Here is a 14,695-nt window from a genome sequence, read left to right as displayed (position 1 = left end):
GACACATGCAGTTCGGCCGCACCTACGAAGAGTTCGAAGTCGGCGCCGTGTACAAGCACTGGCCCGGGAAGACGGTCACCGAGTACGACGACCACCTCTTCTGTCTGCTCACCATGAACCACCACCCCCTCCACATGGACAGCAACTATGCGGAGAAGACGACCGACTTCGGGAAGAACGTCGTCGTGGGCAACTACATCTACTCGCTGCTCCTCGGCATGTCCGTACCCGACGTCTCCGGCAAGGCGATCGCCAACCTGGAGGTCGAGTCGCTCAAGCACGTGGCGCCGACGTTCCACGGCGACACGATCTACGGCGAGACGACCGTCCTGGACAAGACGCCTTCCAGGTCCAAGTCGGACCGCGGGATCGTCTACGTGGAGACCAAGGGCTACAAGCAGGACGGCACCCTGGTCTGCGTGTTCCGCCGCAAGGTGATGGTGCCCACCGAGACGTACATCAAGGAGCGCGGCGGCGAGCAGCCCGGCCGCCCGGAGCTGAAGTCCCAGGAGAAGTGACGTCATGACCCGACTTGCCCAGACCGCCGGTCTCACCGACATCCAGCAGGAGATCCTCTCCACCGTCCGGGACTTCGTGGACAAGGAGATCATCCCTGTCGCCACCGAGCTCGAACACCGCGACGAGTACCCGCAGGCAATCGTCGACGGTCTCAAGGAGTTGGGCCTGTTCGGCCTGATGATCCCGGAGGAGTACGGCGGCCTGGGCGAGTCGCTGCTCACGTACGCGCTGTGTGTCGAGGAGATAGCGCGTGGCTGGATGTCGGTCTCCGGCATCATCAACACCCACTTCATCGTCGCCTACATGCTCAAGCAGCACGGCACGCAGGAGCAGAAGGAGACCTTCCTTCCGCGCATGGCGGCCGGCGAGGTGCGCGGCGCGTTCTCGATGTCGGAACCGGGGCTCGGCTCGGATGTGTCGGCGATCACATCGAAGGGTGTCAAGGACGGCGACGACTATGTCCTGAACGGCCAGAAGATGTGGCTCACGAACGGCGGTACGTCCACTCTGGTGGCCGTTCTGTGCCGGAGTGACGAAGGACACCCTGAGGGCACCGCCCCCCACAAGTCGATGACCACGTTCCTCGTGGAGAAGGAGCCGGGCTTCGGCGAGGTCCGTCCCGGCCTGACCATCCCGGGCAAGATCGACAAGATGGGCTACAAGGGTGTCGATACCACCGAGCTCATCATGGACGACCTGCGAATTCCGGCCAATCGTGTACTCGGCGGAGCCACCGGCCGAGGGTTTTACCAAATGATGGACGGTGTCGAAGTGGGCCGAGTGAACGTCGCGGCGCGTGGCTGCGGTGTCGCTCAGCGTGCGTTCGAGCTCGGCGTCTCATATGCCCAGCAACGCCACACTTTCGGCAAGCCGATCGCCCAGCATCAGGCGATCCAGTTCAAGTTGGCCGAGATGGCTACCAAGGTCGAGGCCGCCCATGCGATGATGGTCAACGCAGCACGCAAAAAGGACTCCGGGGAGCGAAACGACCTCGAAGCGGGGATGGCGAAGTACCTCGCCTCCGAATACTGCAAGGAAGTCGTCGAGGACGCGTTCAGGATTCACGGCGGTTACGGCTTCTCGAAGGAGTACGAGATCGAGCGCCTCTACAGGGAGGCTCCGATGCTGCTGATCGGTGAAGGTACCGCCGAGATCCAGAAAATGATCATTGGTCGTCGACTGCTCGAAGAGTATCGATTCCAGGGCTAGATGCCCGGTTTGGGGCGTTTTCTTCGCGAAGAAGATCACACCCTGTCAACACTCTTCGGCCGCCGACTCGGCTTCCTGGCTTGCCCAGTTGTGCCTCGCAACCGATAGCATCCGGAGAAAGCCGCCGTCCCCCGTATCACCGCGCGGCATCATCCGCTACGAAGGTCATCCATGCCCCACAGCCAAACCTCTGCACCACGCGACGGCATTCTCACGGGACGCCTTGCTCGCGGAGCATCGCCGTGGCTCCTGCCGACCGTCGCCACCGCGGCACTCAGCCTCGCCCGCGCGCGCCGTTCCAAGGGCGCGGCGGCCGTCGCCGTCCCCGCCACCGCGCTGGCGGCGGGGATGCTGTGGTTCTTCCGCGACCCCGAGCGTGAGATCGCTCAGGGCCGGGTCATCTCCCCCGCCGACGGCGTGGTGCAGAGCATCATGCCGTGGAAGGACGGGCGGACCCGCGTCGCCATCTTCATGAGCCCGCTGAATGTCCACGTCAACCGCGCGCCCCTCGCGGGCACGGTGACGTCCGTGGAGCACATCCCCGGTGGGTTCGTCCCGGCGTTCAACAAGGAGAGCGAGAACAACGAACGCGTTGTCTGGCACTTCGACACCGAGCTCGGCGACATCGAGATGATCCAGATCGCGGGCGCGGTCGCGCGGCGCATCGTGCCGTACGTGCCGCAGGGCACGAAGGTGGAGCAGGGCGAGCGGATCGGCCTGATCCGCTTCGGCTCGCGTGTCGACATCTACCTCCCGGAGGGTGTCGAGGTGGACGTCGAGGTCGGTCAGAAGACCGTGGCTGGGGTGACTCGCATTGACCGTGGTTGATCCTGAGACCCAGACTGGCTGGGTGCCCGAGGCGATCGAGGACGAGACCGATGAGGAGATGCCGCTCTCACTGCGCCTCTCGATAGCGGACACCCTCACGCTCGGTAACGCCACGTGCGGGTTCATGGCGGTGTACTTCACCACCACGGGCATCCTCACGCCGTACCTCCAGGGCAGCACCGAGAGCGGCATGGCGCGGCACTCCGCCGCGACCGCCGTGATCCTGATGCTCTGCGCGGCCGTCTTCGACCTCTTCGACGGGCTCGTGGCGCGCAAGCTGCGGTCCTCGCCGATGGGCGCCGAGCTGGACAACCTCTCGGACCTGATCAGCTTCGGCCTGGCGCCGGCGTACTTCGTCCTCGTCTACGGCATGGTCGCGGACGACGCGCACCAGCGCGTGGCGGCGGTGGGCGCGATCGTGGTGCTCCTGGCGGTGGTGCTGCGGCTCGCGCGGTTCAGTTGTGTGACCGTGAAGGACGGCACCTTCCAGGGCATGCCATCACCCTTCGGTGCCCTCACGGTCGTCTCGATCGTGCTTCTGGAGCTGCCCTTCGTGGCGACGCTCCTCGCGATCCTCGGCACGGCCTGGCTCATGGTCAGCCGCGTCGAGTACCCGAAGCCGCGCGGTCCCCTCGCGGTGGCCATGCTCGCGTGGATCGTGGCGGCCATGGGGCTCCTCGCGGCCTGGGCGTTCGACGCGCCCGGCGGCCAGCTGCTCCTCCAGACCGGCTGCGCGCTCCAGGCGGTCCTCGGCGCGGTGATCCCCCTGTTCGCCACCGCCCGACGGGTGAACAACTTCCGGGGCAACCGGCGCGAGGCCCGGGCCGCGCAGTTGCCGTAGCCCTCTGTACCCGGCTCAAGGGGCCCGAACCATTCGGTTCGGGCCCCTTTTGCGTGCCGTCAGCTTCTTTCGCGTGCCGTCAGCTCCCGGCCGTGTAGCCTCGCGCCACCTGAGCCGCTCCCGGCTCGCGGACGATCTTCATCCCGCCCGTCGCCTTCTTGTCCGGCTGGAGGATCACGCTCTCCTTGGAGGAGGGCGCCTTCGGGTCGGTGAAGTCCTGCCGGACCCCGAAGCCGGAGTCGAAGGCGTCCAGGGTCAGCAGGGCCTTGCCGACGCCGTCCCGCGTGAGGTCCTTGTCCTCGCACGCCTTCTTCAGGGCCTCGCCGAAGACCGAGGCCGACGTCCAGCCCGCCACGACGCCGTTGTCGAGCGCGTCCTTGGGGTGGGCCTTCTTGTAGTCGGCGACGAGCTTCTTCGCCGCCGCCGTGTCCGCGCCGATCGGCAGCGTCGGCGAGGCGACGTAGTAGTTCTTCTCCAGGGCGGGGCCCGCCTGCGTGGCGAGGAGCTGCGGGGCGAACGCCGAGTTGTTGCCGATGACCGGGACGTCGAAGCGGCCGGCCGCGGCGACGCCCACCAGGGAGGCCGCCTGGCGGGGGCCCGCGCTGATCACGACGCCCTTGACCCCGGCCTTCTTCAGGGCGGAGACCTGCGCGGTCATGTCGTTGTCCGTCGGCTTGATCTTCTGCTCGACGACCGTGAGGCCCGCCTTCGCGGCCATGTGCTCGGAGCCTTTCAGGGCGCTCTCGCCGTAGTCGCCCTCGAAGTAGACGTGACCGAGCTTGTCGCCCTTCTTGAGGCCCTTCTCCTTCATCAGGAAGTCGATCGCGTTGATCGTCTCCAGGTCGTACGTCGAACCGATCACCCGTACGTACGGGCTGCCCAGCAGGTTCGCCGACCAGGCCTGGGGCAGGATCAGGCCCTTGTCGCCGTCGACGCGCTGCTTGACGGCGGCCACGAAGGGCGAGCCGATGAACTGGGCGAAGCCGAGGACCTTCGGCTCCAGCTCGGTGTAGGCGGCGACGGCCTTCTGCGGGTCGTAGCCGTGGTCGCGGACGGTGAGCTTCAGCTGATGGCCGCAGATGCCGCCGTCGGCGTTGGTCTGGTCGACGTAGAGCTGCTGGGCCTGGGTGACGCTCTTGCCGAGGGTGGCGTAGACGCCGGTCATGTCGGTGAGGACGCCGAGGTTGATGGTCTTGCCGGAGACGCCCTCGCCGGTCTTCACGCCTCCCGCGTTCCTTTCGCCGTCCGTGTCGCCGTCGGTCGCCTTGGAGCTGCACGCGGTGAGCGCGAGCAGTGCGGTGAGGGCGGTGGCGGCCGCCGTGGCCCTGGTCAGTGTGCGTGTGTTCATGCTGTCTCCCCTGGGGTGCCTGGAGTGGGTTTGCTGCGCCGGGCGGTGATCCTCACCAGGCCGCCGGGCAGGAAGAGCACCACCGCGACGACGGCGGCGCCGTACAGGTACCGGGACGCCTCGCCCGGTGAGATCCCGCCCGTGCCCGGCGCCGACACGAGCGGCAGCGCGTCGCTGTAGCGGGTCAGCAGCTGAGGCAGGAGGGAGACGAGGGCCGCGCCCGCGACCGCCCCGGAGACCGAGCCGAGGCCGCCGATGACGATCATGGCGAGGTACTCCAGGGAGAGCGTCATGCCGAAGTAGTCCGGCACCGTGCGCTGGAAGACGAGGGCGAGCAGCACGCCCGCGAGGCCCGCGTACATCGACGACAGGACGAAGACCCCGGCGCGGTAGCGGGCCACCGGCACACCGATGACACCGGCGGCGACGCGGTGGTCGCGGATCGCGTTCATGGCCCGCCCCGGACGGCCACGCAGCACGCCCCGGGCGAAGAGCCCGCAGGCCAGGAGCAGCACGAGGCCGGCGTACCAGAGCTTCTCCGCGGAGCCGAAGGGCACGGCGGCGACAACGGTTTCGCGCTCGTCGAAGGTGAGGCCGAAGAGGCTCAGGGGCGGTACGTCGCGTCCGTTGGAGCCGCCGGTCAGATCGTGGGCGTTGAACAGCACGTGCTGCCCGATGAAGATCAGGGCGAGGGTGGCGATGCCGAGGTAGGCGCCGCGCAGCCGTCCGGCGATGGGGCTGAAGAGGCCGCCCGCGAGCCCGGCGAGGGCCACCGCGAGCGCGGCGGCGAGCCACGTGGGCAGCCCTAGCCCGGTCAGGCCGTCGCCACCGTCCCCGGCGAGGACGCAGTAGCCGTACGCCCCGACGGCGAGGAAGAAGGCGTGGCCCATGGAGAGCTGGCCGGTGGCGCCGGTGAGGAGGTTGATGCCGATCGCGCCGATCGCGGCGGCCATCGCGAAGAGGCCCGCCTGGAGCCAGAAGCGGTCCAGGTAGAAGGGCAGGGCGAGCAGCACCACGGCGGCGGCCGCCCAGATGGACGTACGGCGCCAGTCGGGTGTACGTCGGGTGTCAGACACGGGCGAGCTCCTTCGTGCCGAAGAGCCCGGCGGGCCGGATCAGCAGGATCACGGTCATGACGAGGTAGGGCGCGAGGTCGCCGAGGCCGCGCCCGAGGAACGTCAGTTCGCTCTGGTAGCCGGTGGCGAGGGATTCGGTGACGCCGACGACGAGGCCGCCGACCAGGGCGCCGGTGGTGGAGTCGAGGCCGCCGAGGATCGCGGCGGGGAACGCCTTCAGGGCGGCCAGCGAGGTGGCGCGCTCCAGGCCGGGCGTCGGGAAGACGGTCAGGAACAGCGCGGCGACGGCGGCGAGCGCCCCGGCCACCGCCCACGCGCCGAGCGAGACCCGCCCGAGCCGTACGCCCATCAGTGCGGCGGTCTCCGGGCTCTCGGCGGCGGCGCGCATGGCCACGCCCCAGGAGGTGTAGCGGAAGGCCAGCAGGAAGGCGGTGATGAGCAGGGCGGCGGCGACGAACGCGGCGATGCGGGTGTGGGCGAGGGAGATCGGGCCGAGGGTCAGCACGTCGTCGCCCCAGGGGTCGCCGAGCGGCAGCACGTCGGTGCCGAGGCGCCGGGTCAGCTCCGTGGTGAGCAGGATGTCGACGCCGATCGTGACGATGGCGAGCACGCTGTGGTCGGCGCCCCGGTAGCGGCGCATGACGAGGAACTCCACGGCCGCCCCGACGACGGCCGCGCCCGCGATGCCCACGAGCAGCGCCGGCCAGAAGCCGAGGTCGTCGTGGAGGGATGCGGTGATGTAGCCGCCCGCGAGGAGCAGCGAGGCGTGGGCGAAGTTGACCACCTCGGTGGCGCGGAAGATGACGACGAAGCCGAGCGCGATGAGCGCGTAGACGGATCCCATGGAGAGTCCGTTGAGGAGGAGTTCGGTGAAGGTGGTCATGAGCGGGTGTCCCCCTCTCCCAGGTAGGCGCGGATGACCGCCGGGTCGTTCTGTACGTCGGTGGGGGCGCCGTCGGCGATGCGGCGCCCGAAGTCCAGTACGGTCACCGCGTCCGCGAGCCGCATCACCACCCCCATGTCGTGTTCGACCAGGACGATCGAGATGCCGAGGCTGTCGCGGACGCCCGCGATGACGGCGGCCGTGCGGCGCCGCTCGTCGCCGGTCATCCCGGCGACGGGTTCGTCGAGGAGCAGCAGGCGTGGCTCCATGCACAGGGCGCGGGCCAGCTCGGCGAGCTTCTGCTGTCCATAGGGCAAGGAACCCGCGGGCTGGCCGAGTTGGCGTTCGAGGCCGACGAACGCGGCGATCTCGCGGACGCGTTCGCGGTGCAGGCGCTCCTCGCGGGCCGCCGAGGGGAGGCGGAGCCCGGCGGCCAGGAAGCCGGTGCGGGTCAGGCGGTGGCGGCCGAGCAACAGGCTGTCGGCGACCGTGGCGCGGGGCGGCAGCGCGAGGTTCTGGAAGATGCGGGCGACCCCGAGGCCCGCGATCTCGTGCGGACGCATGGCGGTGAGCTCGTGCTCCCCGAAGCGGACGCTGCCGCCGGAAGCGCGGTAGACGCCGGACAGGACGTTGAAGCAGGTGGACTTGCCCGCGCCGTTGGGTCCGATGACGGCGTGCACGGTGCCGGGGCGGACGGTGAAGCTGACGGCGTCCAAGGCGGTGAGCCCCGCGAAACGGACGGTCAACTCGCGTACTTCCAGAGGCGGTACGGGGTCCGGGGTCACCGTCCGGCCTCCCAGCGCGGCAGGGTGGGCAGGGCGCCGAGGCCCTGGCCGGCGTCGGCCGCCGCGCCCTCGTCGACCACGCCGAGGTAGCGGCGGCGTACCTCGTCGGAGGCGGCGAGTTCGTCGGCGGGGCCGGACAGGGCGACCTCGCCGACGTCGAGGACGTACGCGCGGGAGGCGAGCCGCAGCGCGAGCGCGGCGTTCTGCTCGACGAGCAGCACGGAGGTGCCCTGGGCGTTGATCTCCCGGACGGTGTCGGCGATGCGGGCGGCCATCAGCGGCGCGAGGCCGAGGGAGGGTTCGTCGAGGAGCAGCAGGCGCGGGGCGGCCATGAGCGCCCTGCCCACGGCGAGCATCTGCTGTTCGCCGCCGGAGAGCAGCCCGGCGCGCTGGCCGCCGCGTTCGGCGAGGACCGGGAACAGCTCGTGGACGCGGCGCAGGGCGTCCGCCTTGGTGGCGCGCGACCCGGTCGAGCCGAGCGCCCCGGCGCGCAGATTGTCGGTGACGGTCATGCGGGCGAACACCCGTCGGCCTTCCGGAACCTGCGAGATCCCGGCGGCGACCACGCGGTCCGGCGCGAGGCCGTCCAGGCGGGTGCCGTCGAAGTGGATGTCGCCCGAGGTGAGCGCCCCGCCCTGGAAGGAGAGAGTGCGCGAGACGGCGCGCAGCAACGTCGACTTGCCCGCGCCGTTGCCGCCGAGCACGGCGACGACGGTGCCGTGCGGCACGTCGAGCGAGACCCGGCGCAGGGCGCGCACGGGGCCGTAGCCGACCGACACCTCCCGTACGACGAGCCCGGAGTCGCCGGAATATCGCACTCCGGAACCTCGTATGTCGGAACCACCCACGTACCAGCCCTCCAGATCCCGCACGGCTCGTCCGCCGTCGCGTGGCGCTCACCCCAGCACCGCGGGAGCGGCCCGTCCACGGGCAGCGGGTGAATCGCTGCGGGGGACCAGCGGTGGCGGCCTGCCGTTGTGCACGGGCACAAGACCGCGTGTCAGGGGCCTGCGGGAGGGGGGCGGGCCATGGCATCCTCCGCACGAAGGACGTCCTGGAGCGCGCCGATGGAGGGATCCATGACCGGGCCCATGAACGGCCGCAGGCCCCGCACCGGCCACGACTGGAGACTCCTCAAGGAGGCGTGCACGGCCCTGCTGCCCCGGGTGCCCGAGCTGGTCGACGAGCACCTGCGCCAGCTCTCCGAGCACTCCCCCGTGTTCGGGCGTGTGCTGCCGTACGACGTGCACTGGCGCGAGGCCGAGGAGGCCATGCGGATCGGCATCGAGGCGATCTCGGCGCCGCGGGCCTCGCCGCGCCGCGACCTGGAGTACGCGGAGGAGTCGGGCCGGCGGCGCGCCCAGCAGGGCCTGCCGTTGGACCTCTTGGTGCACTCGTACCGCAACGCGGGCTATCTGGTGTGGGATTCGCTGCTGGAGGGGGTGGCGGGCAAGGACCCGGAGAAGCTGGCGGTCCTGATGCGTTCGGCGACGATGGTGTGGTCGGCGGTGGACGCGCAGGCGGCGGTGGCGTCCGACGCGTACCGGGCCACGGAACTGGAGTTGCGCCGGCGCACCGACGAGCAGTTGCAGGCGCTGCTCGACGCGCTCCTGGAGGGGCGGCAGGCGCCGGGCCTGGCGGCGCGCGCGGCGGCCGGGCTCGACCTGCCCGAGCACGGCCCGTACACGGTGGTGGTGCTGCGCGTGGAGCGGCGTGACGGGCGCGAGGCGTTCCACCGGCAGATCCAGCGGCCGGGGTTCCGCTTCGTCTGGCGGATGCGGACGGACTGCGAGGTGGGCGTGGTCGCGCTCGGCCCGGACGAGGGACTCGACGGCCTCGCCCGGCTGCTCGACGGGCGGTGCCCGGGCCCCGGCGGCATCAGCCCCGTGGTGGGCGGCCTCGCGGACCTCGGCCATGCACGGCGCCTCGCGGAACTGGCGCTGCGCACGTGTCCGCCGGACGCGACCGACATCGTACGCCTGGACCAGCGGATGCCGACCGCCCTGCTGGTGAGCCAGCCGGAGCTGGCGGGACGGCTGGTCACGGACGTGCTGGGCGAGGTCCTCGCACTGGAACCGGCGGACCGCGCGGTGCTGCTGGACACCCTCGACGCGTGGCTGTCCTGCGAGGGTTCGGCGGGCCGGGCGGCGGCCCGGCTCTACTGCCACCGCAACACGGTCTTCAACCGCCTGCGCCGCCTGGAACAACTGACGTCCCGCTCCCTGGCGAGACCGAGGGACCTGGTGGAGGTGGCCTTGGCGGTGGAGGCACACAGACTGTCACCGGGATAGGGGCCGCCCCGTAAGGGGCGCGGGGAACTGCGCGAGCAACCAAAACACACCCGCACCCGACAAAGACACCCCGCACACAGACGCCCCACAAGGGGCGCGAGGAACTGCGCGAGCAACCAACCCCACACCCGCACCCCGCAACGGCCCCCGCAACGGCAGACGCCCCCGGAACCCGCCCAGGCCCTACGCCAAGTAGTCCCGCCCCAGCCGCCCCGCAAGCTCCTCCAGAATCGGCCCCGCCTCAGCGATGCACCGAGCCACATCCGGCTCGATGTCCGTCAAGGCATACGCCCGCCGAATCCCCGCCCTGCCGAGAACCTCCGGCGGCAGCGCGAGACGCCCGCAGACCGCGACGACCTCGACACCGGCGGCGCGCGCGGCGGAGGCCACCCCGGCGGGCGCCTTGCCATGCAGCGTCTGCTCGTCGAGCGACCCCTCCCCGGTGATCACAAGGGTGGCCCGCTCCAACGCGGACGCGAAGCCGAGCACATCCAGCATGACCTCGATGCCGGGCCGGAAGCCCGCCCCGAGCCCCACGAGCGCGCCGTACCCGATGCCACCCGCGGCGCCCGCCCCAGGCGACTGCGCGGACTCGGCGGCCTCGGGCCCGATGGCCTTCTCCAGGACCGCGGCGAAGTGCGCGAGCGCCGCGTCCAGGGCGGCGACGTCCTCCGGGCTCGCCCCCTTCTGCGGCCCGTACACGGCCGGCGCCCCCTTCGGCCCGGTCAGCGGATTGTCGACATCGCTGGCGAGCACGATGTCGACGTCCTTCAGCCGCGGGTCGAGCCCCGACAGGTCCGCGGTGGCCAGCTCCTTCAGCGGACCGCCGCCCGGCGCGACGGGCTCACCGTCCGCGTCGAGGAAGCGGGCACCGAGCGCGGCCAGCATGCCCGCGCCGCCGTCGGTCGTGGCGCTGCCGCCGACGCCGAAGACGATGGTGCGGGCCCCCGCGTCGAGCGCGGCGCGGATCAGCTCGCCGGAGCCGTACGTCGTGGAGGTGAGCGGCGCGAAGACGCCCTCGGGGAGCAGCTGGAGGCCGGAGGCCTCGGCCATCTCCACCACGGCGGTGCCGTCCTTGAGGGCGTACGCCGCCGTCACCCGGTCACCGAGCGGTCCCGTCACGGTGACCTCCCGCCGCTCGAAGCCGCCCGCCACGGCCGCGGCGACCGTGCCGTCACCGCCGTCGGCGACCGGCAGCGCCTCGACCGACACCTCGGGGGCGACGGCGCGCAGCCCGGCCGTCACCCGCTCAGCGACCTGCACGGCCGTGAGCGAACCCTTGAACTTGTCCGCGGCGATGAGCACGTGCCGCGCCTGCTCGCGCCGCACCCGCTGCTCGCGTCCCGCCGTCCCTGAAGCGTCCGCCACCTTGCATTCCCCTTGCTTCCGGCCTTGCTCACCGCAAGGCAGTCGCGCCGCTGCGACCATAACCGCAGGAGGGGCTCCCTGCCCATGGCCGCCTGCGGAGCGGGACGGCACATCACGGCGGAAAACCACCCTTTGTCATCGCATTCCCGGTCACTGAGGCGTGGAAATGATCGATCAGCCCCGACCGTGCGACGGGTCCGGCGCTACCCTTCCCCGATGACCACTCAGGACTACGCCACGTACATAGCAGGCCTCCCGCGCGTCCTGGTCGGAGCCGCCGCGCTCTTCCGGGACGTGGAGGGCCGGGTCCTCCTCGTCGAGCCCAACTACCGAGAGGGCTGGGCGCTGCCCGGCGGGACCGTCGAGTCGGACACCGGGGAGACGCCGCGCCAGGGGGCGCGCAGGGAGACGCTGGAGGAGATCGGGCTCGACGTGCCGCTCGGGCGGTTGCTCGCGGTGGACTGGGTGCCGCCCGGCCCCCGGCGCCCACGTCCGCCGCTGGTGGCGTACCTGTACGACGGCGGGGTGCTGGACACGGAGCAGCTGAAGTCGATCAGGCTCCAGGAGGAGGAGTTGCTCTCCTGGCGGCTCGTGGCCCCCGAGAACGTCGCGGAGCTGCTGCCCGGCGGGACGGGCCGCCGGGTCGCGGCGGCGCTCGACGCGCTGGAGCGCGGTGACGGCCCCGCCGAGCTGGAGGACGGGCACCGGGTCGGCTGACACCTGGTGCCCGGGCCCCGTCAGAAGAGGGCGTCCTCACCACCGCTCACGCCCACGCCCATGCCGCCGCCCTCGAAGACCAGCAGCCGCTGCTTGCGGTCGAGTCCGCCGCCGTATCCCGTGAGGTTGCCGTTGGCGCCGACAACGCGGTGGCAGGGGACGATGACGCTGATCGGGTTCTTGCCATTGGCGAGGCCGACCGCGCGGGAGGCGCCGGGCTTGCCGAGGGTCTCGGCGAGTTCACCGTACGTACGGACCTCGCCGTAGGGGATGCGCAGGAGCTCGTCCCAGACCATGCGCTGGAACGGCGTGCCGTCCAGCCGCAGCGGCAGGTCGAACTCTTTCAACTCCCCCGCGAAATAGGCTTCGAGCTGGCTGATCGCCTCGCCGAAGGGCGCCGGGTCGCGTTCACCGAACGTCTCCTGCGCCGGCCGGTGGCGCTGGTCGGACATGTAGAGACCGCTGAGTACGCCGTCGGTGGCGACGAGGGTGAGCGGCCCGTAGGGGCTGTCGAGGACGGTGTGCAGGCGTTCCATGCTGATGTCCCTTTACGTTCACGCGGGGATGCGGTTGATCGGGTGGTCGTCGGTGGCCCACAAGTACTGCACCGCGTACGCCCGCCACGGCCGCCAGGCGGCGGCGCGCGCGGTGAGCGCTGCGGGGGTGTGCGGCAGGCCCAGCTCCCGTGCGGTGCGCCGGATGCCGAGGTCGGAGGGGAGGAAGGCGTCGGGGTCGCCGAGCGCGCGCATCGCGATGACCTCGACCGTCCAGGGCCCGAAGCCGGGGAGTTCGGTGAGCCGGGCGCGGGCCTCCTCCCAGCCGCTCTCCACGCCGAGCCGGAGGCTGCCGTCGGCGAGGTGGCGTACGAGCGTGGTCAGCGTGGCGCGGCGGCTGCGGGGCAGGGCGAGCGCCTCCGGGTCGAGCGCGGCCAGGGACTGAGGGCTCGGGAAGAGGTGGGTGAGGCCGCCCTCGGGGTCCTTGACGGGTGTGCCGTGCGCGGTGACGAGGCGCGCGGCGTGGGTGCGGGCGGCGGCCGTGGAGACCTGCTGGCCGAGGACGGCCCGCACGGCGAACTCGGCCTCGTCGACGGTGCGTGGCACCCGCCGCCCCGGTGCCTTGTCGACGAGCGGCGCGAGCACGGGGTCGTCGCGCAACTGGCCGTCGACGGCGGCCGGATCGGCGTCCAGATCGAGCATGCGGCGGCAGCGGCTGGTGGCGATGGTCAGATCGCGCAGGTCGGTGAGGCTCAGCCGGCAGCCGATGTGGTCGGGGTACGGGGTGAGGGCGACGACGCCGTGCCCGTAGGGGAGGCTCAGGGTCCTGCGGTAGGCGCCGCCGCGCCACTCCTCGACGCCCGGGACGGCGGTCGCGATGAGATGCCCGAAGAGGTTGTCGGGGTTGAGCGGGGCACGGAACGGCAGCCGCAGGGAGAGCGCGCCGGAGGTCGCCGGTGCCGCGCCCGCGGCCTGCTTCGGCGCGCGGGCGCGCAGCTCTCCGGGGGCGAGGGCGAAGACTTCGCGCACCGTGTCGTTGAAGGTGCGGATCGAGGAGAACCCGGCGGCGAAGGCGATCTCCGCCATGGGCAGGGCGGTCGTCTCGATGAGCAGCCGCGCGGTCTGGGCCCGCTGGGCGCGGGCGAGCGCCAGCGGTCCCGCGCCCAGCTCGGCGAGGAGCTGCCGCTCCACCTGGCGGGCGCTGTAGCCGAGGCGGCCCGCGAGGCCCGGGACGCCTTCGCGGTCGACGATGCCGTCACCGATGAGGCGCATGGCGCGGGCGACGAGATCGGCCCGCTGGTTCCACTCGGGCGAGCCGGGCGTGCTGTCCGGGCGGCACCGCTTGCAGGCCCGGAAGCCGGCCTGCTGGCAGGCGGCGGCGCTCGGGTAGAAGGTCATGTTCTCCGCCTTGGGCGGCACGACCGGGCAGCTGGGGCGGCAGTAGATGCGGGTGGTGACAACGGCCGTGAAGAACCAGCCGTCGAAGCGGGCGTCCTTCGACTGAACGGCGCGTACACAGCGCTCGGTGTCGGTGTGCATGCGCTCAAGCATCGCGGATCCCTCGGGGCATGACTGGCGAGAATCCGACATCAACCTCGCACTGCCAGGGTCGCCCCGCTAGGCCTGTCTGACAATTCCCGCCTGCCTCGCGACGCCATGCACGCACTCTCGCCGCACCGGGCGCAGAGCCAAGTACATCCAGTACGAGGCCCTACGCCCGGCACGCCGAGAGCACGCACCTGACGCCGCGAGGCCGCCCTCCGGGCGACGACGGGAATTGTCAGACAGGCCCTAGCCGTCATGGGCGGCCAGTGCCTCGGCGAACGCGTCGTACGCGGCCTGGTCGAAGAGCACGAACCGCACCTCGTCGAAGAGCGCCGGGTCAGCGGCCTCCCGGACCGCGCCCACGGCGATGCGGGCCGCGTCGTCGAGGGGCCAGCGGTAGACCCCGGTGGAGATCGCGGGGAAGGCGACGGTGCGCGCGCCGACCTCGGCCGCGACCCGCAGCGCCTCGCGGTGGCAGGAGACGAGCAGCGCGGAGCGGTCCTCGGTGGCGGACCACACGGGTCCCACGGTGTGGATCACGTGCGTGGCGTGGAGCCGGCCGGCGGTGGTGGCGACGGCCTGGCCCGTGGGCAGGCCCTTGCCCCAGTGAGAGGCGCGCAGGCGCCGGCAGTCGGCGAGGATCTCGGGCCCGCCGCGCCGGTGGATCGCGCCGTCGACCCCGCCGCCGCCCAGCAGGGAGGAATTGGCGGCATTGACGACGGCGTCGGCATGCTGCGCCGTGATGTCGCCCAGGACCAGGGTGATGGGTACGGTCACGCGCTCGCTCCTCA

The 14,695-nt window shown here is 71.4% G+C and carries 15 protein-coding genes; 6 read left to right on the top strand and 9 right to left on the bottom strand.

The window, feature by feature from the left end:
• Positions 1 to 5 precede the first annotated feature (5 nt).
• The 4 genes from ACF062_RS10295 (at position 6) to pssA (ending at position 3,397) form a co-directional block, all read left to right on the top strand.
• Entirely contained in the window at positions 6 to 518 is a 513-nt protein-coding gene (locus ACF062_RS10295) for a MaoC family dehydratase (RefSeq protein WP_223777808.1), read from the top strand.
• Positions 519 to 522: 4 nt separating this feature from the next.
• The gene (locus ACF062_RS10290; protein WP_392137312.1) at positions 523 to 1,728 is read left to right on the top strand and encodes an acyl-CoA dehydrogenase family protein; all 1,206 of its coding nucleotides are present in this window, start codon (positions 523 to 525) and stop codon (positions 1,726 to 1,728) included.
• A gap of 171 nt (positions 1,729 to 1,899) precedes the next feature.
• Positions 1,900 to 2,556: a phosphatidylserine decarboxylase gene (locus tag ACF062_RS10285; RefSeq protein ID WP_223777806.1), complete on the top strand. Its 657-nt coding sequence runs from the start codon at positions 1,900 to 1,902 to the stop codon at positions 2,554 to 2,556.
• Positions 2,543 to 3,397, top strand: coding sequence for a CDP-diacylglycerol--serine O-phosphatidyltransferase (gene pssA, locus ACF062_RS10280; RefSeq protein WP_392137311.1), 855 nt, complete (start codon positions 2,543 to 2,545; stop codon positions 3,395 to 3,397). The genes ACF062_RS10285 and pssA overlap by 14 nt, the downstream gene beginning before the upstream one ends.
• 79 nt (positions 3,398 to 3,476) lie before the next feature.
• On the opposite strand, the gene ACF062_RS10275 is transcribed toward pssA, so the two are convergent.
• Genes ACF062_RS10275 through ACF062_RS10255 form a run of 5 tightly spaced genes read right to left on the bottom strand, consistent with a single transcriptional unit; the run spans position 3,477 to position 8,307 of the window.
• Positions 3,477 to 4,745 (bottom strand): ABC transporter substrate-binding protein, encoded by a 1,269-nt coding sequence (locus tag ACF062_RS10275; RefSeq protein WP_392137310.1) that lies wholly within the window; start codon positions 4,743 to 4,745, stop codon positions 3,477 to 3,479.
• The gene (locus ACF062_RS10270; RefSeq protein WP_392137309.1) at positions 4,742 to 5,821 is read right to left on the bottom strand and encodes a branched-chain amino acid ABC transporter permease; all 1,080 of its coding nucleotides are present in this window, start codon (positions 5,819 to 5,821) and stop codon (positions 4,742 to 4,744) included. Before ACF062_RS10270 ends, ACF062_RS10275 begins: the two co-directional genes overlap by 4 nt.
• Positions 5,814 to 6,704, bottom strand: coding sequence for a branched-chain amino acid ABC transporter permease (locus ACF062_RS10265; protein ID WP_392137308.1), 891 nt, complete (start codon positions 6,702 to 6,704; stop codon positions 5,814 to 5,816). The genes ACF062_RS10270 and ACF062_RS10265 overlap by 8 nt, the downstream gene beginning before the upstream one ends.
• The gene (locus tag ACF062_RS10260; RefSeq protein ID WP_392137307.1) at positions 6,701 to 7,489 is read right to left on the bottom strand and encodes an ABC transporter ATP-binding protein; all 789 of its coding nucleotides are present in this window, start codon (positions 7,487 to 7,489) and stop codon (positions 6,701 to 6,703) included. The genes ACF062_RS10265 and ACF062_RS10260 overlap by 4 nt, the downstream gene beginning before the upstream one ends.
• Positions 7,486 to 8,307 (bottom strand): ABC transporter ATP-binding protein, encoded by an 822-nt coding sequence (locus ACF062_RS10255; RefSeq protein WP_392137306.1) that lies wholly within the window; start codon positions 8,305 to 8,307, stop codon positions 7,486 to 7,488. Before ACF062_RS10255 ends, ACF062_RS10260 begins: the two co-directional genes overlap by 4 nt.
• Before the next feature lie 273 nt (positions 8,308 to 8,580).
• Between ACF062_RS10255 and ACF062_RS10250 the strand changes: the two genes are divergently transcribed.
• Positions 8,581 to 9,780, top strand: a complete 1,200-nt coding sequence (locus tag ACF062_RS10250) for a PucR family transcriptional regulator (RefSeq protein ID WP_392137705.1) — start codon at positions 8,581 to 8,583, stop codon at positions 9,778 to 9,780.
• 183 nt (positions 9,781 to 9,963) lie between these two features.
• Here the strand turns inward: ACF062_RS10250 and ACF062_RS10245 are convergent, their stop codons facing one another.
• On the bottom strand, positions 9,964 to 11,109 hold the full coding sequence (locus ACF062_RS10245; RefSeq protein WP_392137704.1) for a glycerate kinase: 1,146 nt from the start codon (positions 11,107 to 11,109) through the stop codon (positions 9,964 to 9,966).
• Between the two features lie 255 nt (positions 11,110 to 11,364).
• On the opposite strand from ACF062_RS10245, the gene ACF062_RS10240 reads away from it, so the two are divergent.
• The gene (locus ACF062_RS10240) at positions 11,365 to 11,865 is read left to right on the top strand and encodes an NUDIX domain-containing protein (RefSeq protein WP_392137305.1); all 501 of its coding nucleotides are present in this window, start codon (positions 11,365 to 11,367) and stop codon (positions 11,863 to 11,865) included.
• Positions 11,866 to 11,885: 20 nt separating this feature from the next.
• Here ACF062_RS10240 and ACF062_RS10235 read toward each other — a convergent pair whose 3' ends face one another.
• From ACF062_RS10235 to ACF062_RS10225, 3 genes are all read right to left on the bottom strand, one after another.
• Positions 11,886 to 12,401, bottom strand: a complete 516-nt coding sequence (locus ACF062_RS10235; protein ID WP_392137304.1) for a methylated-DNA--[protein]-cysteine S-methyltransferase — start codon at positions 12,399 to 12,401, stop codon at positions 11,886 to 11,888.
• A gap of 18 nt (positions 12,402 to 12,419) precedes the next feature.
• Positions 12,420 to 13,898, bottom strand: coding sequence for an AlkA N-terminal domain-containing protein (locus ACF062_RS10230; RefSeq protein ID WP_392137303.1), 1,479 nt, complete (start codon positions 13,896 to 13,898; stop codon positions 12,420 to 12,422).
• 252 nt (positions 13,899 to 14,150) lie between these two features.
• Positions 14,151 to 14,681, bottom strand: a complete 531-nt coding sequence (locus ACF062_RS10225) for an O-acetyl-ADP-ribose deacetylase (protein ID WP_392137302.1) — start codon at positions 14,679 to 14,681, stop codon at positions 14,151 to 14,153.
• Between the last annotated feature and the right edge of the window lie 14 nt (positions 14,682 to 14,695).

The sequence above is a fragment of the Streptomyces sp. NPDC015345 genome (assembly GCF_043078805.1).
Taxonomy (GTDB): Bacteria; Actinomycetota; Actinomycetes; order Streptomycetales; family Streptomycetaceae; genus Streptomyces.
Note: the sequence above shows the minus strand (reverse complement) of the source record. Positions and strands in the feature narration are given on the sequence as shown.

Coding starts and splice junctions, on each gene's coding strand:
- ACF062_RS10295 (WP_223777808.1), top strand. CDS start 6: ATGCAGTTCGGCCGCACCTACGAAGAGTTCGAAGTCGGCGCCGTGTAC.
- ACF062_RS10290 (WP_392137312.1), top strand. CDS start 523: ATGACCCGACTTGCCCAGACCGCCGGTCTCACCGACATCCAGCAGGAG.
- ACF062_RS10285 (WP_223777806.1), top strand. CDS start 1,900: ATGCCCCACAGCCAAACCTCTGCACCACGCGACGGCATTCTCACGGGA.
- ACF062_RS10275 (WP_392137310.1), bottom strand. CDS start 4,745: ATGAACACACGCACACTGACCAGGGCCACGGCGGCCGCCACCGCCCTC.
- ACF062_RS10265 (WP_392137308.1), bottom strand. CDS start 6,704: ATGACCACCTTCACCGAACTCCTCCTCAACGGACTCTCCATGGGATCC.
- ACF062_RS10250 (WP_392137705.1), top strand. CDS start 8,581: ATGAACGGCCGCAGGCCCCGCACCGGCCACGACTGGAGACTCCTCAAG.
- ACF062_RS10240 (WP_392137305.1), top strand. CDS start 11,365: ATGACCACTCAGGACTACGCCACGTACATAGCAGGCCTCCCGCGCGTC.
- ACF062_RS10235 (WP_392137304.1), bottom strand. CDS start 12,401: ATGGAACGCCTGCACACCGTCCTCGACAGCCCCTACGGGCCGCTCACC.
- ACF062_RS10230 (WP_392137303.1), bottom strand. CDS start 13,898: ATGCACACCGACACCGAGCGCTGTGTACGCGCCGTTCAGTCGAAGGAC.